15 protein-coding genes are annotated in these 24,978 nt (G+C 40.0%); 6 read left to right on the plus strand and 9 right to left on the minus strand.

Annotated features, from left to right (window positions below; all coding sequences use genetic code 11):
* Positions 1 to 43 precede the first annotated feature (43 nt).
* The 4 genes from HXN26_RS04105 to HXN26_RS04120 all read right to left on the minus strand — a co-directional run bounded on the left by HXN26_RS04105 (position 44) and on the right by HXN26_RS04120 (position 5,756).
* Positions 44 to 1,252: an L-serine ammonia-lyase, iron-sulfur-dependent, subunit alpha gene (locus tag HXN26_RS04105; protein ID WP_273158919.1), complete on the minus strand. Its 1,209-nt coding sequence runs from the start codon at positions 1,250 to 1,252 to the stop codon at positions 44 to 46.
* Positions 1,253 to 1,521: 269 nt separating this feature from the next.
* Positions 1,522 to 3,519 (minus strand): transcription termination factor Rho, encoded by a 1,998-nt coding sequence (rho, locus tag HXN26_RS04110; RefSeq protein WP_273158921.1) that lies wholly within the window; start codon positions 3,517 to 3,519, stop codon positions 1,522 to 1,524.
* 124 nt (positions 3,520 to 3,643) lie between these two features.
* Positions 3,644 to 4,687: a DHH family phosphoesterase gene (locus HXN26_RS04115; protein WP_273158922.1), complete on the minus strand. Its 1,044-nt coding sequence runs from the start codon at positions 4,685 to 4,687 to the stop codon at positions 3,644 to 3,646.
* A gap of 157 nt (positions 4,688 to 4,844) precedes the next feature.
* A complete protein-coding gene (locus HXN26_RS04120) occupies positions 4,845 to 5,756 on the minus strand; it encodes a nucleotidyltransferase family protein (protein ID WP_273158923.1) in 912 nt (303 codons plus the stop codon).
* A gap of 735 nt (positions 5,757 to 6,491) precedes the next feature.
* On the opposite strand from HXN26_RS04120, the gene HXN26_RS04125 reads away from it, so the two are divergent.
* On the plus strand, positions 6,492 to 8,603 hold the full coding sequence (locus tag HXN26_RS04125; protein ID WP_273158924.1) for a T9SS C-terminal target domain-containing protein: 2,112 nt from the start codon (positions 6,492 to 6,494) through the stop codon (positions 8,601 to 8,603).
* 595 nt (positions 8,604 to 9,198) lie between these two features.
* On the opposite strand, the gene HXN26_RS04130 is transcribed toward HXN26_RS04125, so the two are convergent.
* The 3 genes from HXN26_RS04130 to HXN26_RS04140 all read right to left on the minus strand — a co-directional run bounded on the left by HXN26_RS04130 (position 9,199) and on the right by HXN26_RS04140 (position 16,374).
* The gene (locus HXN26_RS04130; RefSeq protein ID WP_273158925.1) at positions 9,199 to 10,560 is read right to left on the minus strand and encodes a dipeptidase; all 1,362 of its coding nucleotides are present in this window, start codon (positions 10,558 to 10,560) and stop codon (positions 9,199 to 9,201) included.
* A 248-nt stretch (positions 10,561 to 10,808) separates the two neighbouring features.
* On the minus strand, positions 10,809 to 15,239 hold the full coding sequence (locus HXN26_RS04135) for a choice-of-anchor J domain-containing protein (protein WP_273158926.1): 4,431 nt from the start codon (positions 15,237 to 15,239) through the stop codon (positions 10,809 to 10,811).
* 241 nt (positions 15,240 to 15,480) lie between these two features.
* Positions 15,481 to 16,374 carry a hypothetical protein gene (locus HXN26_RS04140; RefSeq protein ID WP_273158927.1) on the minus strand — a complete coding sequence of 298 codons (894 nt, stop codon included), beginning with the start codon at positions 16,372 to 16,374 and terminating at the stop codon, positions 15,481 to 15,483.
* An 801-nt stretch (positions 16,375 to 17,175) separates the two neighbouring features.
* Here HXN26_RS04140 and rpsA point away from each other — a divergent pair.
* Both rpsA and HXN26_RS04150 read left to right on the plus strand, forming a co-directional pair.
* Positions 17,176 to 18,951 carry a 30S ribosomal protein S1 gene (gene rpsA, locus HXN26_RS04145; RefSeq protein WP_025000878.1) on the plus strand — a complete coding sequence of 592 codons (1,776 nt, stop codon included), beginning with the start codon at positions 17,176 to 17,178 and terminating at the stop codon, positions 18,949 to 18,951.
* A gap of 171 nt (positions 18,952 to 19,122) precedes the next feature.
* A complete protein-coding gene (locus HXN26_RS04150) occupies positions 19,123 to 20,052 on the plus strand; it encodes a glucosaminidase domain-containing protein (protein WP_273158928.1) in 930 nt (309 codons plus the stop codon).
* Between the two features lie 267 nt (positions 20,053 to 20,319).
* Here HXN26_RS04150 and HXN26_RS04155 read toward each other — a convergent pair whose 3' ends face one another.
* Together HXN26_RS04155 and HXN26_RS04160 are read right to left on the minus strand one after the other, a co-directional pair.
* Complete coding sequence (locus HXN26_RS04155; RefSeq protein WP_273158929.1) at positions 20,320 to 20,709, minus strand: hypothetical protein; 390 nt, start codon at positions 20,707 to 20,709, stop codon at positions 20,320 to 20,322.
* 17 nt (positions 20,710 to 20,726) lie between these two features.
* Positions 20,727 to 21,854 carry a sugar transporter gene (locus HXN26_RS04160; RefSeq protein ID WP_273158930.1) on the minus strand — a complete coding sequence of 376 codons (1,128 nt, stop codon included), beginning with the start codon at positions 21,852 to 21,854 and terminating at the stop codon, positions 20,727 to 20,729.
* Between the two features lie 958 nt (positions 21,855 to 22,812).
* Here HXN26_RS04160 and HXN26_RS04165 point away from each other — a divergent pair.
* The 3 genes from HXN26_RS04165 (at position 22,813) to HXN26_RS04175 (ending at position 24,525) form a co-directional block, all read left to right on the plus strand.
* Entirely contained in the window at positions 22,813 to 22,968 is a 156-nt protein-coding gene (locus HXN26_RS04165; protein ID WP_273158931.1) for a hypothetical protein, read from the plus strand.
* The gene (locus HXN26_RS04170; protein WP_273158933.1) at positions 22,965 to 23,618 is read left to right on the plus strand and encodes a hypothetical protein; all 654 of its coding nucleotides are present in this window, start codon (positions 22,965 to 22,967) and stop codon (positions 23,616 to 23,618) included. The genes HXN26_RS04165 and HXN26_RS04170 overlap by 4 nt, the downstream gene beginning before the upstream one ends.
* A gap of 265 nt (positions 23,619 to 23,883) precedes the next feature.
* Positions 23,884 to 24,525 carry a hypothetical protein gene (locus HXN26_RS04175; RefSeq protein ID WP_112316905.1) on the plus strand — a complete coding sequence of 214 codons (642 nt, stop codon included), beginning with the start codon at positions 23,884 to 23,886 and terminating at the stop codon, positions 24,523 to 24,525.
* Positions 24,526 to 24,978 lie beyond the last annotated feature (453 nt).

Raw genomic sequence — 24,978 nt, forward strand, 5'->3', positions numbered from 1 at the left:
TATGCCCTCTATTACAATTCAATGTGCATACTAACGATTTGCTTTAACGGTCAAAATCGTGCGCCAAACCGCCTTCGCTGGTTTCTTTATAGAGCGATGGCAGGTCGTGTCCAGTCTGTTTCATCACCCTAACCACCTTGTCAAACGATATATGATGGCGCCCATCGCTGAAGTTCGCATATAGTTGTGCATCGAGCGCGCGGCATGCTGCGAATGCATTTCGCTCTATACAAGGTATTTGAACAAGTCCACACACAGGGTCGCAGGTCATGCCAAGATGGTGTTCCAAGCCCATTTCAGCCGCATATTCAATCTGCGAAGGTGTACCACCGAACAACTGACAAGCGGCTGCAGAAGCCATAGCGCAGGCCACTCCGACCTCGCCTTGACAACCAACTTCGGCTCCAGAGATTGACGCATTCGCCTTTACGACATTGCCAAACAGACCTGCTGTTGCCAAAGCACGTAGTATTTTGCGCTCCGAAAACTGGTGGGCTTTATATAAATGGTATAACACAGCTGGCATAACACCGCACGAACCACAGGTTGGAGCCGTTACAATGGTACCGCCCGAAGCGTTCTCTTCGCTCACCGCAAGGGCATAAGAATATACTAAACCACGTGATTGTAAACTGGTTTTATAGCTCTGTGCCTTGATATAATAGTTGCTTGCTTTGCGTGAAAGTTTTAGCGGACCAGGCAGAACACCGTCGTTTTCCAATCCAGATTCTACGGCTTTGCACATTATCGTCCATACTTCGTGCAGGTATTCCCATATTTCTGCGCCTTCACACTCGTCCACATATTCCCAGAAACCGCGCCCGTTGTCTTCGCACCAGTTCTGAATATCCTTCAAAGTAGATAGCTCATAGACTGGCTTAGTATAGAAATAGTCGTCTTTTCCCTTACCTTCTGAAAGGGCACCACCGCCCACACTGTAGACCACCCACTCGTCTTCAACTTGCTTCGCAGCGTTGAAGGCCTTATAACGCATACCATTTGTGTGGTAAGGCAACACCGTTCCTGGCTGCCATAGTATTTCTACGGGAGCAATTTCCGATAGTACTTCGGTGATGGCTACGTCTGTAAGGTGCCCTTTTCCTGTAGCTGCCAAACTGCCATATAAAGTTACTTCAAAAGCTTTTGCATTTAAATTTCGACGTGCAAATATCTCTGCTGCATGTGCAGGTCCCATGGTATGGCTGCTTGAAGGGCCTTTTCCTATTCTAAAAATCTCTTTTAACGAGTTCATAAATAACAATTAGGTTGTCTTGAAATAATATTGTGGATAAAGCAAAGTTGCGCTATTGTTTTCCGACAAATACCTTTATGTATATGCACAACGGGCACAAGCTACTCTTTCACAGGTGCAAATGTAGTGATTTAATATGGATTTAAGCTACCAAAAGCAATAAAAATGCGTTTATATACGGCTTTCATGGCAATTTAACAACATTAAAAAAAGGCCACTCCTTCACAGGTATGGCCTTTTCGAAAGTATTTAATAAATGATTGATAGGTTTATCCGTTCATTGATAATAAGAACTCATTGTTATCGTGTGTACGTAACATTCTGTCGTGAATAGAGTTCATTGCCTCTATCGGATTCATATCTGCAATGTACTTTCGTAGTATCCACATACGATCGATAGTAGTCTTATCCTGCAACAAATCGTCGCGACGAGTGCTCGAAGCAACAAGATTGACAGATGGGAAGATACGTTTGTTGCTGAGCGAACGGTCGAGTTGCAACTCCATATTACCCGTTCCCTTGAACTCTTCGAAGATAACTTCGTCCATCTTTGAACCTGTATCGATAAGTGCAGTAGCTATAATGGTGAGCGAACCGCCACCTTCTATATTACGTGCAGCACCGAAAAAGCGCTTCGGTTTCTGCAATGCGTTGGCATCAACACCACCCGTTAGCACCTTACCAGAGGCAGGAGCAACGGTGTTATAAGCACGTGCAAGACGAGTAATTGAGTCGAGGAAGATGACAACATCGTGCCCACACTCAACCATTCGTTTCGCTTTTTCAAGAACAATACCTGCAATTTTCACATGACGTTCGGCTGGTTCATCGAACGTTGAAGCTATTACTTCAGCATTAACAGTACGCGCCATGTCTGTAACTTCCTCTGGACGCTCGTCTATAAGAAGCATCATTAGGTAAGCCTCAGGGTGATTTGCTGCAATGGCATTAGCTATATCTTTCATCAAGATAGTCTTACCTGTCTTTGGTTGTGCCACAATGAGAGCACGTTGGCCCTTACCTATTGGTGAGAAAAGATCTACAACGCGTGTTGAAAGGTTTGTTGTGCGTGGGTCACCGCATAGCGTAAACTTCTCATCGGGGAATAAAGGAGTAAGATGTTCGAACGAAACACGGTCTCGAACTTCCGATGGTACACGTCCGTTTATCTTGTCTATGGTTGTAAGAGGGAAGTATTTCTCGCCTTCGCGTGGTGGTCTTACGTGACATTCCACTACATCTCCCGTCTTCAAACCATTTTGTTTGATTTGGTTTGCAGGCACATACACATCGTCTGGAGACGATAAATAGTTGTAATCGCTAGAGCGAAGGAAGCCATAACCGTCTGGCATGACTTCTAGAACACCATTTGCTTTAATGATATCGTTAAAGTCATAGGCTTCAGCAGCGCTTTGTTGAATTGCTGCTTCAGCATAATATGAAGGATGACTTGTTTCGTTCGACATATTAGGACGGTCGAACATATCGTATGAAGGAACCATTCCTTGGTCTTCGATAGGAATATCCAATACGGTGATAAAGTCTGTTCCATCACCTGGATCGCCCGGCCATATACCTTCAGCGACTAAGTTTGCCTCTTCTTCCATATGCTCATTGTGTGCATTTACCTTTGCTTGGAGCTGCTCGATGAGGTTTTCTGTAGCTTCGCCTTCGACGTTTTCTATGTTTTTAGGAGTGAATCCTGCTTCTGGAATAATATCTTCTTGATTATCATTAGTAGGTGTTTCTACTTCTGGAACTTCGGCTACTGGAGCCTCAACAGTTTCTTCTGGTTGTGTTTCAGCAGGTGTTTCCACTATTGGTTCAGCCTCTGGAGCTTCCTCAACCGCAACAGGTTTTGGAGCCTCTTTAGGTTCTTCCTTCTTCTTTCGTCCACGTTTTTTTGGAGCTTCTTCCTTTACTTCAGGTGCTACTTCTTCCTTTTCAGCAGGTTGTTCTTCGGGCATATCCTTAAACAAACCAGGCTGTGTAACACCTTGTGGTTTATTTTTTTGGAGGTCAAAGTTCTCTCCTTCCTTTCCATGAACGGTATAAACTTTATCTGGATCCTTCTTTGTTATCCTCGTACGCTTACGCTTTGTTGCTCCCAAAGGGTGCGATGCGCCAGCATTCATGGCTTGCCTGTCTAATATGGCATAGATAATGGACTCTTTATCGTCGGTCTTTTTAAAATCCGCATCAATGTCCTTTGCGATACTCTCCAATTCGGAAGTATCCTTTTCTAATAATTCTTCTTTACTAAACATAAAGTATTATGTGTGTTATATCGAAATTTTGATTTTGTGGAGGTAAAGGTTTCGGAACCGAAACCCTATGTATTCAAAACATCTGCAAAGTTAAGTTATTTATTTGAATACAACAAATGATTGCCTACTTTTTTTTCAATTCGTCTTGAAAAGCAAGTATTGCCTTCAACGTTATTTGTTCCGCTTCTTCGATAGAGCAATGTAGTTTTCCTCCCGAAGCGTCTGCATGACCTCCTCCATTAAAGAATTCTACTGCCATAGGTTGGCAGTGAAAGCCGTTACCAGAGCGCAAACTGACGAGCACAAGGTTGAGTTTTTCGGTATCTTCGCGCAATGATATGCTTAGTTTTAAGCCTTTAATCTGTTGCGGTATATTGACTACGCCTTCCAAATCACCTTTAATAAAGTGGAAGCGACGCATGTCTTCGCGTGTTACAGTAAAGTAAGCTGCATGCAATTCGTTCACAACTTGCATCTTATTAGCAATGATATGTCCACGCAAACGGAGTGCATTTACGGAGTAATTATGGTATACTCGGTTGTAGATACTGTCTTTATCGATACCTTTAGAGAGCAGTTGTCCGATAACAAAGTATATTTCCGGGCGTGTAGAATTGTATGTAAAGCCGCCCGTATCGGTCATCATGCCACAATAGATGCACTGTGCGCATACTTTCGACATGTCTTCGTAGCCTCCCAACTGGCTGATAATGTAGAACACCATTTCGCTTGTGCTCGACATATTCGGCCTTGATACTGTTATGTCATTATTGGTTTCAGGTTCTAAGTGGTGGTCTATAAGGATTCGTTTTGCCTTACAACCGACAAGAGTTGGCTGCATTGCATCTACACGCATGTACTGATTAAAGTCCATGCAGCATACAAGGTCGGCCTTATCGAAAGCCTCTTGAACACGTTCAGGATTTTTATCGTAGCGCAAAACAGTGTTTGCTCCAGGCAACCACTGCAGAAAATCGGGGAAAGCATCGGGCATACAAACGATTACATCGGTCTTTCCTATCTGGTTAAGATACGATTTCCATGCTAACGAAGCGCCCATAGCGTCTCCATCTGGCGATTTGTGTGCACATATAACGATGTGTTTTGATTCGGCAATAAGCTGCTGAAGCTGTTCCGCTTCAGCTTCGTTTAACAAGTTTGTGTTCATTTGTTTCTGTATTGTTCTTATGTTTTAGCTATTTCGGTACCACTCTGTACCGAAATAGCATATAGGTATTTAGCGTTTAAGGCTGTTGCTGATAAAATGCGGTTGTAGCATTTTGCGATGCTAGATCTACCACAACGTGGCGTTTTCAGTACGTTCCTTAAAACAGCTTTTCAGGATAAACACCCTCAGCCACGAGTGTTTTAATGCGTTCTACTACCCCTTCTCTGTCGGCAGGATAGGTTACTCCAAACCATGTACTGGTGGTATCGAGCACTTCAACGGTAGCTGTTCCGTCGGTGATGAGCTTATTAACCATCAATGGAATGTAGTATTCTGATTTCTTATTCTCTATGTTCTTTGGGTCTGAAAGGAACTCACGGAAGTAAGCTTCGCTATATTCGAAGTAGTCAGGAGTGAATCCCCACACGTTCATAGAGGTTGGTGTGTTGTCCGAAACAGTTGTCCAGCTTCCATCTTCCTCCATATATTGCACCTTATTGTCATGGCGTTCAATCTTCGTACGCTCTACTACAGTAGTCAGATGTCCTTGTTCGTTGGTGCTACATAGACCGCGTGAAACGGTACCATTCTCACTAAGCGTGTTACCAACACGGAATCCTACCATGGCATACTTATTCTTTGAACCTTCTGGAAGGTCAGCAAGGAACTTTCCTATTACCATGAATGCATCTCGATTGTAGAAGTCGTCGCAGTTAATAACGCAGAAAGGCTCGTGCACAACATCCTTTGCCATGAGCACAGCATGGTTGGTTCCCCATGGTTTTTCCCTTCCTTCAGGAACCGAAAAGCCCTCTGGTAGAGCGTCAATGCTTTGGAATACTATCTCAGCAGGTATGTGTCCCTCGTATTTAGCGAGCACTTGCTGGCGGAATTGTTCCTCAAAATCTTTGCGAATGATAAAGACTATCTTTCCAAAACCAGCCTTAATGGCATCGTAGATAGAATAATCCATAATGGTTTCGCCGTTCGGACCGAGCCTGTCTAACTGCTTTAGGCCACCATAACGGCTACCCATGCCAGCTGCAAGAAGTAATAATGTTGGTTTCATATCTTAATATGTGCTTAATGATTTTTATTCTAAGTGATTTTCTTTAGGATTGCAAAGGTATAAAAAAATATTTGAGAACCACATATAAATAAGGTGTAATATAAAATAATATTTTGCAAAATATAAGCCAATGGTGCCTCAACGTTGGTATGAATAGTATGAAAAACTATGTTGAAAAAACATTTTTCGTACCACAAAACTGCAGAATGGAATGTACAAAACAAGTCATCTGTCTACGAAAAGTTACGAAATTCAAAACTGTATATTATTGCATTATATTGCAGAATATATGCAATGAGAAAACAATAGAGCCACTATCGTTTTGCAAAAGCGGTTGTTTTGCACGACAAAAGTGCCTATATTGCAATGCAAAAGAGGCTCTTTTACAATGCAAAACTATGGGTATTATAACGCATTGATAATTAGGTTATTACACAATAGATTTCGTTTAACAATCATACTGCATAATTATGAATATCCTTGTATATAATGAATAAAGCACATCAGCATTTCTATCGCAAAGAGAGAAGAGTGATAAGAAAATGAGAAAAGAAAGCTTATGCAGTGCGAAATGTGAAAAAGAGCAAAAAAATAAATAATTTACAACTTCTCTTTCGTAGTTTTAAAGATTATTCGTAATTTAGCACACGCTTATCATGAAATATGATGTCGAGAACCAAACATACTGATACAACATTTTAAACCAAATACTATTATTCATTACATTTTACATTTATGAAACAAAACTATGCACGGTTAGCCCTCTTGGCAGCCTTAACTATTGCAGCAACTGGAACTGTTTCTGCACAACTAAACAAAAGAACCGAAGTTCAAAACCTTACAAAGAGCGTTCAGCCACAGAAGTTTAATGCTCCAAAAGCAGGGTTTAGTTTTAATCAGAGTATCGCAAACGCACCTGCATTGTCTGCTGCAAAAGCGCCAAACCAGTACGGTGAGGAGCAGCAAGTAATGAAAGAAGACTTCGCAAAGATGACTTCTGGAAGCGAAGCAAACCCAGATGTAAATGCAAATATCCTGAAAGACGAGTTCGAATACCCATGGATGAACACCAAAGACGAGCTTTTTAACAAACCAGGTTGGGGTTCTGGCAATGCTTTCCCAGCAGGTGGAATGGTTTATCTTGCCTCTGGCCCAGAAGACATGGCACACATTAACACTCCAATGCTTAATGTAAAAGCGAATGGCGGTATCGCTTGGATTCGCTTTAAGGCACGTGCTAAGAACGCGGGAGACAACCCACAAGTAATGGTTGAGGCCGCTGAAACATTCAACATGTCGCCAACTTGGTCTATGATGGGTAGCGCAGTGCTTCCTCCTCTAAGTACTGAATGGAAGGAATACTCTATGTTCTTCTACGGTGGTGGCGAATATACACTCTTCAATATCGTGTCTGTTATGGCACCTGTATATATCGACGACGTAGAAATATTTACAGTTAAGCAACACGTTGGCACTCCTCAAGTGCTCCGTCATACTAACTATGAGGGTACAAGCTTCGATGCAAACTGGACCGCAGTAGAGGGTGCTACAGGCTATAAGGTGAATGTTTTCACTCTCGATAAGGAAGGAAAGGCTACTTATCTCTTCCAAGATAAGGCAGTAACTACCAACAAATTCCGTGTAACAGGCGCTGAGTCTGGAGAAACTTACTTCTATAATGTAGCAGCAACCAAGGATAGTTACACTTCTATCCCTTCTGATAAGATTTTCGTTTTCGACCTTGTTGCTCCTGAAATGAAGGAAGTTACCAACTTGAACAAAGACAAATACACTGCTGCTTGGAGCACTGTTCCAACTGCAGAACGCTACAACTACATTGCTTACTACGACCGTAAGGCTGACAAGGCAGGCGAATTTGTAGTTACAGAAGAGAACTTTACTGGTGTAAAAGACGCTCAAGGAAACCTCACAGGCTGGACAATGGAAGATCCTAACCCTGGTTCTTACAGCGAATACTACCTCCCTGAGATGAAGCAAGCGGGCTGGAGAGGAACCAATTATGCGCCTTATACAGACTATATTTGCTTAGATGGCTGGCAGTATTACCACAATCACACTGACGCAGGTCTTATTTCGCCAGAGCTTGATATGTCTAAGGACGGCGGAAAGTTCACTGTTAATGTGAAACTTGCGGGTGCTTCAACAATCGGTGTTGATGAGAAAGGCAACGATTTCACAGCTTATACACAGGCTGCCTTCGCACTCTTCAACTTCAACGAAGCCACTGGCGACTACGAACAGGCTGAGCTTATCTATCCACAAGGCTATCCAAAGGCTGTTAATGATAAGTGGCAGAACTTCACAATCAACTTCACTAAGGGTTCTAAGAAGTCTGTTATTGGTATCTACGCCGTTTATGCTGACGAACACCTCTACCTCGACGACTTGAAGATTACACAGAAATACCAAGCTGGCGAAAGCTTGAACGACCCATTCTGCTACCGTAGATGGCTCCAAGATCCAACAGCTGAAATCACTATTCCTTACTTTGTTGGTAAGTCAGAAGTAACTCATCGCGCTACAGCATACAAGGCTAACAGCGACAAAAACGTAAAGAAGCAATTCGCAGAAAGCAAGTATAGCGAAATGAAGAAGGTGGGTACACCTGATGGCATCAGCAACATCAGTCTTTCTAACGCACTTGTACAGCTTGATGGCAACGATGTTTGTGTAAACAACATCAATGGCGAAAGCGTTCGAATCTATACACTTGACGGCAAACTTGTATATAGTGTAGAAGGTGCAAAGAACTTCCGCGTTTCATTAGCTAAGCACGGTACTTACATCGTTAAGGTAGGTAAGAAGTCTGTTAAACTCGTTTTCTAAACATTAGAACTTCATAAACAAATGGGCGCATCGTTTCTGGTGCGCCCATTTTTCGCTTATAGAACGAACTTCTAATAAAAGACTGGTATCATGTTATCAGGTGTTCGGTTTTCCTTTTCCCACACTATTTTGTCGTCCTCTCTACCCTATTATTTTGTAAAAATAAATACATCGAAAAACAGGAATAGTTGTTTCGCATTGCAAAAGCGGCTGTTTTGCGTTGCAATATAGGCACTTTTGCTGTGCAAAACAGGCTCTTTTAGAGCGCCAAACAATGGGTATTACAACACACTGAAAGTAAGATAGTTACACAAGAGCACTACTTCTGATTTTTCTTTACATATTTTTCGCCTTCTATCAACCTATATACTCAGGTAGAATAGTAAATTTTAGAATAAAGCAAATCGTACTAAAGCTAAAAGGAAACAAAATGTTGGTGAACCAAAAACGATAGCAAAGAAAAAAGAAAACAGCGTTTTAGCGAAAGTAAAACGACAATGAAGTAAAAACAAAACAGCCACAAGGACGATTACCTTGTGGCTGTTTGCTGTTTCAATTGTGTACTGGTGATGCTGTCAAACAGCAACAACGAGGTTTAAAGCTTGTCGTATTCCAAGTGGAAATTGATAACTGCTTCGATGGCTTGCCAGTACATATCGAGTTGAATATTCTCGTTTGGAGAGTGTATTAGGTTCGATTCTAAGCCGAAACCCATAAGCACTGTCTTCACGCCGAGTATCTCTTCGAATGCTGCAATAATAGGTATGCTACCGCCACGACGTGCTGCAATAGGGCGCTTACCGAATGCTTTTTCGAATCCTCTCTCCGCTGCTTTGTATGCAGGGAGGTCGATTGGGCACACATAACCCTGCCCGCCGTGTAGCGATTCGATATTTACCTTCACGGTTTTTGGTGCTACTCGCTTGAAGTAATCGACTACCATCTGACCTATTTTCTTATGATCTTGGTGTGGAACGAGGCGACATGAGAGCTTCGCATAAGCCTTTGAAGGTATCACTGTCTTAGCTCCTTCACCCTGATAGCCGCCCCAGATGCCGCAAACATCGAAGCTTGGGCGGAACCCTGTATGCTCTATTGTGCTGTAACCCTTCTCTCCAAAGAGCTCTTCAACGTCGAGTGACTGCTTGTAAGCCTCCTCATCGAAAGGTATTTGAGCCACCATGGCACGCTCTTCTTGCGATACTTCCTCTACATCATCGTAGAAACCAGGGAACTGAATCTTGCCATCCTTGTCTGTAACATCGGTTATCATCTTGCAAAGAACGTTGATTGGGTTTGCCACCGCACCACCGAAGTGTCCTGAATGTAGGTCGTGGTTAGGGCCAGTAACCTCAATTTGCCAGTAAGCAAGACCACGAAGACCAACTGTTAGCGAAGGAATGTCCTTGGCAATCATACTGGTATCTGACACAAGAATAACGTCGCTCTTCAACAATTCCTTGTGTTTCTCGCAGAAAGCGCCTAAGCTTGGCGAGCCAATTTCCTCTTCTCCTTCGAGTATAAACTTTATATTGTGCTTTAATAAGTTGTTCTTTACAATGTATTCGAAGGCCTTTGCCTGAATGAAAGACTGCCCCTTATCGTCATCAGCACCGCGTGCCCAAAGGCGACCGTCCTTAACTACTGGTTCGAAAGGTTCGGTTTTCCAAAGTTCGAAAGGCTCTGCTGGCATCACATCGTAGTGTCCGTAGATAAGCACAGTCTTTGCATTAGGATCTACTATCTTCTCTCCGTACACCACAGGATTACCGTCTGTAGGCATAACTTCAGCCTTATCGACACCCGACATAAGCAGCAATTCCTTCCAACGCTCGGCACAACGTATCATATCTGCGCCATGCTTTTCGGGCTGAGCGCTCACACTTGGTATGCGAATAAGACTGAACAACTCTTCAAGTATTCGGTCTTGATTTTCCTTAATATACTCTTTAATCATACTTATTTGGTTTAAAGGTTAAATGTTTATTGCTGCAAACTTACATATTTTTAATGTGAATAGCGAAAGAAAAATGCTAAATGTTATTTAACGCAAGGTTTAATCAGTCTTAAATTATGGGCCTCTGACTTTGCTTTTTACACACTTTCCATTTCCGTTATCCTTTGTTTTGAAAAACAAAAGAGGACTTCTCATGGGCATATATGCACAGAGAAGTCCTTATCTTTAAACCGAATTGAAAGGTTATACTAACGCACCACTATTGTTTTACCATTGATAATGTACGCCCCTTTAGGCAGCGAAGTAAGTTTGTGTAAGCCTTTATACACCAGTTTACCATCTATGGTGTAAACGTTGAAAGGCTGTTCAGCATTACCAACTAACGTTCTAATGTCGGTTGTAACGGTTATACTAAGTGGTTCCGACTCGGCTCCGTCAGGGTAAACAGCCGTTACTTTATAGCTATTTGCGCTTCCAGGAGTGAGGTTTTCATCAATGAAAGAAGTCTGAATTGTACGTGCAAGCAGTGTATCGCCGCGATAAATATTGTACGATGCAGGTCCGTTGCTGGCTTCAAAAGTAATGTCGTCCACCATGAAAACAAATACTTGCTTCGCTGGTGTAGTATGTCTTATGGCAAAATAGCGTGTGCCTGCTGGCAGCTTCACACTGATTTCCTTCCATGTTCCAGTTGCTTGTTCATAGGAATCCAACTTCTTAAAGCTTGCAGGTTGGTTATCGGTAGACGTTGTTAGCACCTCGAAGGTTTCCGTTGTATTCTTGTTTCCTTGAACATTATTCACCCAGAAGCTTATCGTTTGTTCCTTTCCTGTAAGCAATTGGCTTATCAACCAGTTGTCGGCAGCGACCATATTGCCCTTCGAATCCAGCTGATACAGCGCCACAGCAGCCTTTTCTCCAGAGTGAGGAGCAAGCTCTCGGTTTCCATTAAAGTAGTCGTTAGGCTTCCAATTCATAAAAGCGAACTGCTCACCTTGGTGCGGATACTTCACTTGAACGCTTACTTGCATGGCAAAACCCTTATCGGCGTCGTACGTAGACCACTTTCCGAAGTCGGTTCCCCAAGCCTCATAGCCTTCAAAATTATCTGTTATAAGTTCTGGAACCGTCTCTGGTTGTTTCCAAGAAAGTTCTATACAGCTTGGTTTATCTGTATTACTGGTGAGATTTGTTGGCGGTAATACATTGGCTTTCTCCAACAATATGTTTGCCAAAGCAATGTTATTATCGGTCTGTAAGTCGTTATTAACAGTCAGTTCGGCCTTAATAGCATGGCGGTCTGATGGGTCCAAAATAGTTGTTGTGTAGCTAATAGGAACTACAACCTCTTGTAACATGGCCAGACTCTGTTTGATATTGGAGTGATAAATCACCTTATCGTTCATCGAAACCTTTAAGGCAGCATTCTCAATCTTATCAATTCCTAAGTTACTCACCTTTATTTTAAGGTTTACTTCTTGTCCTTTCTTCACACGTTCGGGGGCAGATAGTTCGATAGCAGCGTCGCATTGCAATGGGTCGGAAATACTAATATTGTCTAAATAGACCACATCTGAAGACGCACCATCGGCATAAGCCTTTATTATCATAAGGGCATAGTCTTGCGTTACAAGCGCTTCAGGCAGTTCAATCATCTTGTCTACCCACTTACCTATGGTTGTTTCGTTGGCAAAATCATGTATCCATACAGGGTCGGTCAGTGTTCCGTCCTTTTGTTTAAAGGTGATTTCTAACCTTACTGGGGTCTTGTTTGTTGCCTTATAACTGAACGATAGCTTTGGCTGAACGGCCCCTCTCATATCAATTTTACCTGATGTTATAGCAGAAGACCCTTCGGCACGTGGTTTGAAAGAGAGAGAACCGCCATCGTTATCCGCTGCATCTGCATTGGTAACACGCCACAGCACCTTATCGTTAGAACTATTGATGTAGAACAGTTGGTCCTCGAGTGTTGCGCCCTTAAAGCTATTATGATACGGCAAAGCATAAGGAGCGCCGAGAATAGTGCTTATTGTTGCAAAGTCACTGCTTTGTCCTTCGTAGTTAGCAGCTATTGCCCAGTAGCGATAACGTTGCGGTCCTTCCATCGTATTTAGCCCTTTTATAGTGTATTCGGTCTGTCCGTCCTCTACAGTAGTAACCTGATCGCCAAGCTCTCCACCCTCAACGTCGAAGATATCGTAGCTAACTTTGGCTGCTTCAACGACTCCGCCGTGTACACCTTTGGCTGGTTCCCAAGTCAGTTTTACCGATGTTACTTGGTCAATGGCCTTCGCTACGGGTTCAGCAGGAGTATCTTTACCAATAAAGGCTCTGCAAATTGCCTTAGGTCCGTTGCCATTTTCGTTAAAGGCAACGACTATATAGTTGTTTATTCCACGCGATGGTTTTTCGTCGATGAACTTAATTTCAGCACCAGGAGTAGGTTTAACAATGGTCTTTAATACTTGTCCACCATTGCGAACCTCTATTTTTTCTATTTTGTTTAAAGTCTTTCCTTCAACCGTTTTCGCTGGAGCCATAAAGCTAACCGCCGACTTCAACGCACCAGTAGGGTTGGCTACGACACTTAAATTGTCCACTGCTGCAGGCGCATTGTTTGCCGAAACAGGTTCGATACTGATTCCGCCTAAATAGATAAAATATCTTTTTGCTTCAGAAATAGCATGGAATCCGATGTAATAATCGCCATCGGCTGTTGGTGTTATCTGTCCTCCGTATTCCTGATAGTTAGGATTTGTGATTTCGGTAGTAGGCACAACGTCGATTGTCATAGCCTCAGCTGTTGCAGCATTGCCCATCTTTACTTCGAGCTTTTCCTTATATTGAGCTTCTGCGTTGCATGCTAAGAAACTGACATTGTAGGTCTTTCCAGCTTCCAACTTAACGGGAGGACTCATCAACCAGTCGTCTCCTGCATTGTTACGGCTATACGAATAGCGGAAAGCCTTGCCTTTTTCGTTATCGTCTACCCACTTCCATGTGAAGCCATCGTTATTGTTATCGACGATTGTATAGATGTAAGCGTCGCTCTTATTCTTGAAATCGTCGAAGAATGGTACGCTAAATACGTCGCCCGTTACTTGGTATTCGCTTCTCGCAACCTGACTATGCTGGGTTGTATTGATGACTCTTACACCATAAGCATAGCTGGTTCGTGTGCTTTTAGGTAGGGTTTCGCTAAAGGATGTAGCTGTTAAGCCTGACGCAACCTTTACGGTATCGGTGCTTCCGAAGCGATAAACGTCGTAAGAAAGCTGCCCAATGTAAGCTTGATGAAGTCCTTTCGTGGGCGCTTGCCACGCTACTGTAGCCTTACGGCTGTTGTCTATCTTTAAATCAATACGACTTACAGGTAGCGGAACATCGTATCCTACATATCGATTGAGCTTGACTTTCGGACTCTTACCATAGCTATTAGATGTGGTTACAATGAAATGGTTCATGCCTTCGGGTACTTGTATGGCGGCTTGAACGGTTTCTCCAGGTGCGACAGTACCAGAAGCGACTTGCTTATTGTCGGCTGTTACGATATAAGACAATGTGGTTCCGCTCTCAAGTGCTGTTCCATCGAATTGTGTTTCAGGCGCTTTGAACGAGATAGTACCCGATGTAGATGCATCGGTGAATTGAGCTTGCAAGTCGGTTGCAGTATTTGGAGCAGCTGCTGCAGCCTTTGGCATTGGGATAACCATACCTACTACCGTTGCATTTTCCATTGAACAAATCGTTTTTACATGTCCGTCGGTCAGGTCAACGGTGTACAATATACATTCGCCATTGGCTTTCTTGGCTGCCCAATAGAACTCGTTGGTGTTGGGATCTATCTCTCCGCTCTGGTAGAAATGGTTGCCTCCTTTATCTTTTACGGCTACTCCTGTGTTGCCTTTCAATGTTTCTTTACCTGTAGTACGGTCTATTTGGTAAAGGTTTCCATCGTCGGCAACACCATAAGCACGCCCATCGTTGGTGATGCCTAAGGCGAGATAGTTGTGTTCGGCCTTCGAAATGGTTGTACGTGTTAGTGTCTTATAGTCGATAACACCCCACTCTAACGACTTCAAGTCTGACGAATAGAACTGACCAAACACCTCGCCTGTCTTCGGGTCGGTGGCTGTTTCAGTGGCTATAACGCTCCAGTTATTTACTTGAACGGGCTGACTTACCATTGCCCAAGTGTCGGTATTGAAGGCATAATGGAATACACCTATCACACCATAAACCGCATAAGTATCGTCGAAATAGATGCCATGTAGCTCGTCATCTATCAGTCCGCAGCCACCATTAAAGATACCTTTCTTATATATAGCAAGTTCGGTGAAGTTCACAAACGGCATCGGATTAAACGAGTAAATACCCAAAAGGTGGTCTGTTATCACGTTTCCCCAGATGCTTTGCTTCGGGTTTACAGCCAGTTTATAGGTAGTTTGTTTCGGACTTGTTACCATTTTGGTGTTGCTTTCTGTGCTCGGCATCTTGGCCTTAAGCATTGGAAAGCGCTTGGTTACCTCCATTTCAGAGGCGTTAGGTAACTTAGGTGAATGGATTGTTTTAGGACTAATCCGTAGCATTTGTTGCGTTTCTGTTTGCGCCAATGCAGGCGGCAAGACAATGAAAGACAGCATGCCACCTAATAAAAAAGTTAGTTTTGTTTTCATACGATTTAATTCTATGTAATGATTGGTTAGTTATTGTATGTCAGCATAGGTTGTAAGACCTAACGATAATCCTTATTTCTAAGGATTTGCAAATGTAGTTTGCGATTGTATTCTATGTGAATTATCGGTTTTTAGATAGGTTTAAGCTTATTCGATATATCGAAAGTAGCTGGTAATGATGAGGCGATTATGGGGTCAATTCGCAACGATAAAAGGTGCAGCTCTTCGTTATCGCACTCCTTTACAAATAGAATTCCGTATCAGGATATTCCGTTCGAAGTTTCGCTTTTGCTTGGTTTACGAGTTCGATTGTGGGAATTTCCACTTCCTGCGTGTGCCAATTATTAACAGACAAGTTTATTAAAGCGTTGTCGCCAGCATATTCTGCGAGTCCCATTCTATTACGAATGTTCAGCCATAAGAGAATTTCTACGGGATAGATGAAGTAGTCTGACGATGGAAAATCGGGAATATTATTCGCTTTCTCGCTTTCGTCAGATTCTGAAATATGGAATTCTGCTAAGTCATTTACCAAGTTTGATAAAACAACTTCGTCGTTTGTATCCCAGTTTTGAAGAGCTTTCGCATATAAGTTCATATCTTTAGGATAGTTCAAACGACTATAATCTAACTCGATTCTCTGCCATTGGCAGAACAATTCGAGCATAAACCACGGGTGTTTGTAGGCAGAATGACCTCCATGATACTGCTTTCCGTAAAGCATTTCTATTAGAAGATGGCCGTAACGGACAGCCAACGAGTCCCAACCTAAAAGTAAAGACTGTGCAAGATGCTTGATGGCATTGTCGAAAAGTATTGCCCGATGGTATTTTTCGTGGTTCTTACCCAAAAAGAAATACCAGTTATTAGCTTCTATTCCAAGGAGAGTTGATTTGGCTAATAAACTGGAATCGTTCGCAATACCCACATCATCAGACAAGAAAGTATATATATAGTTGTGATGAAACCATGAAGAAAGAAAGTCGAAAGCCATGCCTATGCCTGCTACAGAATCCTCGTTGTTGATATATTTTTCTATATCTTTTAATGGTTCTGTATAGAAATCGGCTTTCTTTTCTAATTGATATTTCTTCTTAGACCTTGTATAGTCTGCTAATATCTGAATTGTTTGCATATCTAATCTATATATATATTGCTTTTTATCGTTCCACCATTTCACTCGGGTTCAGCAACAACTGCCCCACCCTTATGCCGAAAATGTCAGCTTAATGTTAATGACCAATGAGACAAATGTTGTTGAAATAGGTTCATAAACTCTGTTTTTGGTTTTGACAAAAATACAAAATAATCTTAAACAACAATCCATTGTGTCTATCTTTTTACACATTTTAACTGCAGAAGAAAACCAGAAGTTCTTCTCTACAGAAGCATTTTTGTGCGTTACAGTGGGTAGTTTTTAAACTCAAATAGGCAAGTCAGCCAATCTAAGGTATTCTGTGTATTTATACAATCAGAACGCCATCACAAAACAAGAGAGATACTTTGGTTTTCTAAAAGAGGCTGTTTTGCGATGTAATAGTGCCTGTTTTGCAACGTAAAAGAGCCTGTTTTGCAACGCAAAACAATGGGTATTATAATGCGTTGATAACATGGTAGTTACACAATATAGACAGAAACAAACCGCAATCGTATGAATATTCATTAATAGAATATATCGAATGAAAATATGGAATAATCATGCAGGTAGTTGATTCGCCCTATTCTAACAAATTCGGATCAACGAAAATCGTTCAGAAGATAGGGCAAAAGAAAATGGTAAATAAATAGTAAAAAGAACAAAAAAAATTACTGAAACCTGCTTAGGTTCAGATTATTATTAGTAACTTTGCGCCCTTATAGGAGCACATTGTGCTCTTGAGAGAATTATTCACATAAAGTCTAACTTTATTAATTACAAACATTTTTAAAATCATTTATGACAAATTTCGAAAACGTCAATCCATTGTCAGACTTCAACTGGGACGACTTTGAAAACGGTTCTACCGTTGGTGGCGACAAGAACGAGCTTACACAAGCTTATGACAACACCCTTAACAAAATTCAAGAACACCAAGTTGTTGAAGGCGAAGTAACTTCTATCGATAAGAAAGAAGTTATTGTTAACATTGGCTATAAGAGCGACGGTATCATTCCAGCATCTGAATTCCGCTACAACCCAGAGCTTAAAGTAGGCGATAAGGTTGAAGTTTACGTTGAAAACCAGGAAGACAAAGGTGGTCAGCTCATTCTTTCACACAAGAAGGCACGCCTCCAGAAGAGCTGGGAAAATATCAATGAAGCACTCGAAGCAGACGCAGTTATCCAGGGATACATCAAGAGTCGCACTAAGGGCGGTATGATTGTTGATGTATTTGGCATCGAAGCGTTCCTTCCAGGTAGCCAGATTGACGTTCATCCAATACGCGATTACGATGTATTCGTTGGCAAAACAATGGAATTCAAGGTGGTTAAGATAAACCAAGAGTTCCGCAACGTAGTCGTTTCACACAAAGCACTCATCGAAGCAGAGCTCGAAGCACAACGCAAAGAGATTATCTCTCACCTCGAAAAAGGACAAATCCTTGAAGGTGTTGTTAAGAATATCACCTCTTATGGTGTATTCGTTGACCTCGGCGGTGTGGACGGACTCATTCACATTACAGACCTTTCTTGGGGACGTATCAACGACCCACACGAAGTTGTTGAACTCGACCAAAAGGTCAATGTCGTTATTCTCGACTTCGATGAAGATAAGAAGCGCATCGCTCTCGGCTTGAAACAACTTGCTCCACACCCATGGGATGCTCTCGATGCAAACCTTAAGGTGGGCGACCACGTGAAGGGTAAGGTTGTTGTTATGGCTGATTACGGTGCATTCGTAGAAATACAACCAGGCGTAGAAGGCTTGATTCACGTTTCAGAAATGAGCTGGAGCCAACACTTACGTTCTGCTCAAGAATTCATGAAGGCAGGCGATGAGGTTGAAGCAGTAGTACTTACACTCGACCGCGACGAACGTAAGATGTCTCTTGGCATTAAGCAACTAAGAGAAGACCCATGGGAAGCTATCGAAGCTAAGTACCCAGTAGGTTCTAAACACGTGGCTAAAGTCCGCAACTTCACTAACTTCGGTATCTTCGTAGAACTTGAAGAAGGCGTTGATGGACTTATCCATATCTCTGACCTCTCTTGGACTAAGAAGGTAAAACACCCATCTGAATTTACTCAGGCTGGTGCTGATATCGATGTAGTTGTACTCGAAATAGACAAGGAAAATCGTCGCTTGAGTCTCGGTCACAAGCAACTCGAAACTAATCCTTGGGATACTTACGAATCAATCTATACTCCAGGTTCAACACACATTGGTAAGATTACAGAGTCTATGGATAAGGGTGCAGTTATTACTCTCAATGAAGGCGGCGAAGGATTCGCTACTCCTAAACACCTTGTTAAGGAGGACGGCTCACAAGCACAACTTGGTGAGGAACTCCCATTCGTAGTTATCGAGTTCGTTAAAGACACAAAACGCATCATTCTTTCACACTCTCGCACATTCGAAGAAGTAAAAGAAGAGCAGCCACGTCGTCAACGTACAGCTCCTAAGAAGCATGCTGAATCTGCAACACAAATCAATAACGTTGCAGCTGGTACATCTCTCGGAGATCTCGGCGTACTCGCTGACCTCAAGAAGAAGATGGAAGAAAGCAAGTAATTATAGCTAATTACATCTCATCATAACACAGGCTGGACGCTAACAAAGCGCCCAGCCTTTCTTTTTACAGCCCTAAATAAACACACTTTTTCGTAATTTTTAAAACTTTTACCTTTGCCCTTCAACATAAATATCTTATATTTGCAGTTAATTCATTCTTGAACAAACGTCATGAAGCGATACATACTCATTATAATTGCAGCACTCGTTAGTATTGGTACAACTATAGCTGCACCAAAAATCCGTTGGAATCAAGCTTACCAAGACTACTTCAACAAATATAAGAATATAGCAATTAGAGAGATGCAGCGCTATGGTATACCTGCAAGCATCACACTCGCACAAGGTGTTCTCGAAAGTGGTGCTGGCAAAAGTCGACTCGCCACTGTTGCTAATAACCACTTTGGAATTAAGTGTCATGACTGGACTGGACCTTCTATATCACACGATGACGATGAACAAGGTGAATGTTTTAGAGTTTATAGTAGCCCAATTGAAAGCTACGAAGACCATTCAAAATTCTTAAGAGAACGCAAACGATACAGTAGTCTGTTTCAACTTTCAAGAAAGGACTATCGTGGTTGGGCGCACGGACTGAAACGAGCAGGTTATGCCACTAACCCTGTCTATGCGTACAGCCTTATTGATGTTATTGAACTATATCGTCTTTACGAATATGACAACATGGTGCTGGGTAATTCAGATTATGTACAACCCACACCAACTCGTCCACAACAAAACAATGTAGATATGCGCACAAGACAGTTCCGAGCATTCAACGATAACTGTTACTTAACCGCACATGCTGGCGAAACCTATGAACATATTGCCAACGAAATTGGTATAAAAGCTTATAAGTTAGCTAAATACAATGAACGACCAGAAGATGCGCGACTCAGCGAAGGCGAGATTGTATGGCTAAAGAAAAAGCAACATCACGTTCCAGATAACTTTGGCAGACAATACCATATAGCAAAGAGCAACGAAAGTCTCTACGATATTGCACAGCTATACGGAGTACGCTTAAAGAATATGATTAAAGCAAACAAGAAAATTGTAAAACGTGGACTTAAAGAAGGCGATAAAGTAATGTTGCCATAAAGCCAACTTTATCTCCTTCATAGCTGAAGCAGTAGATAAATTATTGCCGTCCGATAAAAATAAACATAAATCTCTGGATTTCTTATCTATCAGTATTGCATCCATTTTACTCATCGAGGGGCTTGATTTTCAGTTTCAAACTGTAAGCATTAAATAATGCACTTATTCTGAAAAGACAAGACCTTTAATAACCGATGATAAGTTTAAGTCTATATTACTAACAGAGATTACCCTCTAAAGTTTTACTGCACGGCAAGAATACATAATCTACTGTAACTTCTTATCTTTCGGAAACTCCTTGTCAACAATCCTCTTGATGATATAGTTACGAATGAGCAAAGGAATACTGAAAATAAAAATCAACGGAATGAATACTGGCACAAGAAGATGTAAGTAGAGATTAGCTTTCCTTGACCTGAATGTTTCACCTTCAAGATGATTACCTATCGGTATAGAACTTACTTCATTTCCAAAAAAATAAAGCCACAGAGAGATAAGGATAATAATAGAACCTATCACGTAGATATTGAAAACTGCCTTCTTAACAATCCTCGGCCGCTCCTTTTCTGGCACGCGTTGCAAAGAACGTACAGACTTAGCTATATTATTCGCACGGGAGAACTTGTCGCCTAAGAGCTTCTTTAACATTTCATTCATAACTTTTAATATTAGCTTCAACTGCCTTGAAGTATAAAATAATAAGGGATTCCAGGATAATTGACATCGTCTCTTTCAAACATCTGTAGTCCTTCAAAGAAAACATTGTCGTCATTAGTAAGCTTGTCGCAGACTTGATTATGAATCTTGTAAATAAGTTCAGATGCTGTAAAACAGCTGCCATTGTCTGCTTGCAATAAAATCTTTTCTTCCCTTGAATCTTCCAGTTCATCGTCCCAAAACTCAAACTGCACCAGGATACGACTACCAATCAGCTTCAGCTCATCAGTCCAAATATTAGGGATATATCTGCCTGAAAGTTCTTCATTATACGCTTGTAAGGCATCTGTAAATAAAGCCAACGATGAATATCTCTTTTGTCTGAAGCTCCACGCAATTCCGCATAACAATTCTAATGGAAATCCTGTATTTTTGTCTATTTCCACAGTCTTGACTGGTTGGGATTCTTCTGACAAGGCATCTATATAGAAACGCCCCGTATCCTTGCCGTACTTCAAAGCCAATTCATAATACGTTATACTAGAATCTTCGCCTATCATATCGTAAATGTGCTTTCGAAGATCAGGCAACAGGCGAAGGTCGTGATAGTTTATTCTATCGTTATAGGCATTATATCCTTGCAACAGCAAAGCACTGGAATAATCTATACTACCCGACTTCGTTCCTCTAATTTTATATTCCTCTTCCTGTTGGCGAGACAATTCCGTCCGAAACTCGAGTTCACCACGTACAAGCGAAACCCCATCATCATTACAAAGGAAAAACTCCGGGAATTCTAAAGCATGGTAATCTACAGCTTCATAAGCATAATACGCCCAATCAAACCCGTTTCTGTTTCTACGGTTAAAGCTGGTTTTGTAGATGAAGCAACCAGGGATAATAAATTCCCGACTATTTAATTCTGGTGTATCGGAAATTTCTTTATATACAGCAACCAGATAACAATCAGAGAAGAAGTTAAGAACACTATTTTTTTCAACGTGCTTCGTAAGTCGCCCGGATATATCTACAAGAATTTTGCCAAAAAAATATTTCTTGTAATAATCATTGTAGACATAAAAAATATCACCTTCTTTTATATCCTTCTTGGCATGGGTTGCGCCTCTGTTTAACTTGATAGCCATAATTCTCTTTATTACTTCATTACGTTTATTTTCTAAATTATCAACACCTCAATATATATCAATGAAATATTGTTCTATGCTGTACGTTGGGAAACAATAGTACTAAAATGCAAAAATAATTATATCTTTTGAGATGACATCATTTTATTTTTAATTTCTATTTGGTAAAACTTAATTCGCATATAATTCATTGCGAAATTGCTTATATAGGCGATTCCGTATTAACTTTTGAAATTCAGTCCATCATGAAACAAATCAAATTGGTAGTGTCCTAAAAGTAAGTGAAATCTATCTTTGTTTTACACTATGTATTACCAGTTTTTGCATTGATAAAAATTCCTGTTATATATTGTTTTTTGTTTCTTCCATAGCAACACTCGTTAAAAGTAAAAATACCGACTTGTTTGATGTCATTGATCTTCTCGCTTTTGTCGTTCTCCTATATTTTAAATGGAGTCTTTCAGTCCTACAACAATAAATACACAAACCAGACTTTACGAAGAATAAATAAAGCTATTTTTTAAAACTAATAAGAAATGAAAAAAATATAATATAAATCTATCAAATTTATAATTATAAATTTAAAATTAGTAATTACAAAATTAATTCCGTCTTCCCAAAGTGTATTTAGGCTTATTTGGCAATAAATGCGCTTAAAATCCTTGTAACTATCTAATAATATTTATATTGTACGTATTCAAACAAAAGTGCACAACTTGACCTCCAATTAAGTTTTGGGTTTTAGTTATAATTATTAATAAAAAAGTATATTTGCACTATGACAACAAAAAGAATTTTTGATAATAAAACAATGAAATATCAGAGTAAATAACTACATTTGCAGTTGTGCACTTTTATTTTACAACGTACAATAAAGACAAAATTATTTCTGTACAAAATTCAAAATCGATAGAACAGGGCGTAAGTAAATTTGGAAATCGAAGGGGGAACTTTTATTATGATATCTAAAGAAGGAGTTAGCTATTCTGGACATGTAAGCATTTATAATGGGAAAGAAGTAGTAGGCGGTAATAGTAATATGCATGTAAGTCAGGCTAAAGTTGTATACCTTTATGTAGCTGATGAAACAAAAAAGAAAGGAAGAAAACAATGAAAAATGTATTTTTTTTATTGCTGATTTTGCAATATTCAGTTTGTGTATATGCACAGAGTGTCTGTGCTCCTAAAATAGAACTTAGGGTGCACTTGAAATCTCTTTTAGAAAAGGATACATTAGCTTATGAACACTTTTTAATGCTTAAAAGAGTTATTTGTAGAGATAATTATAAAGACATTAATGAATTAAGAAGAGGAAACAACAAACAATTTAAACTACAAAATGCAAATAGCTTATGTGATAAGCTACGCGAAAAAGGATATCTGTTTTTTTTCGTGATAGATAAAGATAAATTGCTTAATATAATTACGAGTAAATGTGGGCAAGAGATGATAAATAGCAGGAATAATCTTTCTGATGATTTTTTACTTCTTGACGATAGAAATCTTATTAGTGAGGCAGTTAGTTTCCCAAGCGATTATAATAGGAAAATATTTTTTGATATAATTTCTGATTATGCAAACTATTACTCTTGTTTTGATTACTGGAAGACTGGTGAAAATGATCAAAGAATTATAGAACAGATTTTGAAAAGGTATCCGTACATAACAAAAATATGGTATAAACAAACTCCCATAGAGGATATTGTTTTACCAGGAACAATTGATAATGCGAGTAATACTCCAAATTGGGAGTTATCCCAATAACTACCTGATTCTTAAAGAATGAGCATTAAGATTCAAAATATGATGTCATACACTCTAAAATATGACGTCATAAATAAAAGAGTAAAAAAACGTGGTACGAAAACGCAAGCCACAATAGAGATAGAGAACAGAATGTATAATATTAAAACTACAAGTCTATGGTTGTACGTATTCAAACAAAAGTGCACAACTTGACCTCCAATTAAGTTTTGGGTTTTAGTTATAATTATTAATAAAAAAGTATATTTGCACTATGATAACAAAAATGATATCTTGGAAAGAAAATAAAATAATATCCATACAATTAAGAAATGGTGTCTATGTCTTAGGGCAAATGATAAAGAAGCCTTACCTCATATTCTTTAAAGTGTATAGTAACGATGGTACGTGGAATATAGACACATTATCTGTAGATGATATATTGTTTTGTCATGCAGTAACAAGGCAGTTCCTCAAGTTAAGTCAAATAAAAGATGTAAATGGCATTCATGGTTTAGAAGGCTACGGACAATTATTTAAGTTCTGGATAATTTCAGGTGAGTTCGAAAGAATGACATTTTGGAAAGGAACGAAGAACGAAAGAACATTTATTACAGCAGGATTACATAATTGTTTGTTAGTTGAGAAAGATATACAAGAGGATTCTAAAAATACTCATCTTTCTGGTATTTATAAGAAAGAAATCCGTAAACTAACTGTCAAAGATTATGATTCTGTTAAAGCGTATGAACTAACAACTATAGAAATATACCCGAACTTAAATGAAAGGTTATATTTATGCTATAAATTAAAGAAAAATGTCGATCCAGAGAAAGATATAATGTTCAGACAGCAAATTCCTTTGGAGTATAAAACATATTTAGATATAATATCAGGAGTTGTTCCTTTATCAGATTTAGGATATTAAAGAATTTGATTATTGAAACAGCACACGATAAGCCTGAATTATATAGAACCTTATAAGATTAGTGATAAAGCAAAATTCAATCAACAAAAGATTTTTTGATAATAAAACAATGAAATATCAGAATAAATAACTACATTTGCAGTTGTGCACTTTTGTTTGACAACGTACAATACTCATACTGAATGGTCATGAAATTCTCATTCTATTTTTAATATTTTTATTGTTCTGAATATTTTTTCGTAATTCAATTTGTTGTCTTTATTTACATTACAGTAATATAATCGAACATTACCACAAACATATTTTTTCCAGAATTTACCATTTTCTCTTCCCCAATATATAGAATACTTTTTTTTATGTATTACTTTTGAAGGCTTGTAAGTATCTATGTCAAATTGGGCGTAATGGACATTTGGTAGGCTGAAAGCTCACGGAACGCTTTTATTTACTACC

Source organism: Prevotella aurantiaca, assembly GCF_015262605.1.
Lineage (GTDB): Bacteria > Bacteroidota > Bacteroidia > Bacteroidales > Bacteroidaceae > Prevotella > Prevotella aurantiaca.

Excerpts from the sequence above, each read along its gene's own strand:
- HXN26_RS04105 (WP_273158919.1), bottom strand. The coding sequence starts at position 1,252 with ATGAACTCGTTAAAAGAGATTTTTAGAATAGGAAAAGGCCCTTCAAGC.
- rho (WP_273158921.1), bottom strand. The coding sequence starts at position 3,519 with ATGTTTAGTAAAGAAGAATTATTAGAAAAGGATACTTCCGAATTGGAG.
- HXN26_RS04115 (WP_273158922.1), bottom strand. The coding sequence starts at position 4,687 with ATGAACACAAACTTGTTAAACGAAGCTGAAGCGGAACAGCTTCAGCAG.
- HXN26_RS04120 (WP_273158923.1), bottom strand. The coding sequence starts at position 5,756 with ATGAAACCAACATTATTACTTCTTGCAGCTGGCATGGGTAGCCGTTAT.
- HXN26_RS04125 (WP_273158924.1), top strand. The coding sequence starts at position 6,492 with ATGAAACAAAACTATGCACGGTTAGCCCTCTTGGCAGCCTTAACTATT.
- HXN26_RS04130 (WP_273158925.1), bottom strand. The coding sequence starts at position 10,560 with ATGATTAAAGAGTATATTAAGGAAAATCAAGACCGAATACTTGAAGAG.
- HXN26_RS04135 (WP_273158926.1), bottom strand. The coding sequence starts at position 15,239 with ATGAAAACAAAACTAACTTTTTTATTAGGTGGCATGCTGTCTTTCATT.
- HXN26_RS04140 (WP_273158927.1), bottom strand. The coding sequence starts at position 16,374 with ATGCAAACAATTCAGATATTAGCAGACTATACAAGGTCTAAGAAGAAA.
- rpsA (WP_025000878.1), top strand. The coding sequence starts at position 17,176 with ATGACAAATTTCGAAAACGTCAATCCATTGTCAGACTTCAACTGGGAC.
- HXN26_RS04150 (WP_273158928.1), top strand. The coding sequence starts at position 19,123 with ATGAAGCGATACATACTCATTATAATTGCAGCACTCGTTAGTATTGGT.
- HXN26_RS04155 (WP_273158929.1), bottom strand. The coding sequence starts at position 20,709 with ATGAATGAAATGTTAAAGAAGCTCTTAGGCGACAAGTTCTCCCGTGCG.
- HXN26_RS04160 (WP_273158930.1), bottom strand. The coding sequence starts at position 21,854 with ATGGCTATCAAGTTAAACAGAGGCGCAACCCATGCCAAGAAGGATATA.
- HXN26_RS04165 (WP_273158931.1), top strand. The coding sequence starts at position 22,813 with ATGATATCTAAAGAAGGAGTTAGCTATTCTGGACATGTAAGCATTTAT.
- HXN26_RS04170 (WP_273158933.1), top strand. The coding sequence starts at position 22,965 with ATGAAAAATGTATTTTTTTTATTGCTGATTTTGCAATATTCAGTTTGT.
- HXN26_RS04175 (WP_112316905.1), top strand. The coding sequence starts at position 23,884 with ATGATATCTTGGAAAGAAAATAAAATAATATCCATACAATTAAGAAAT.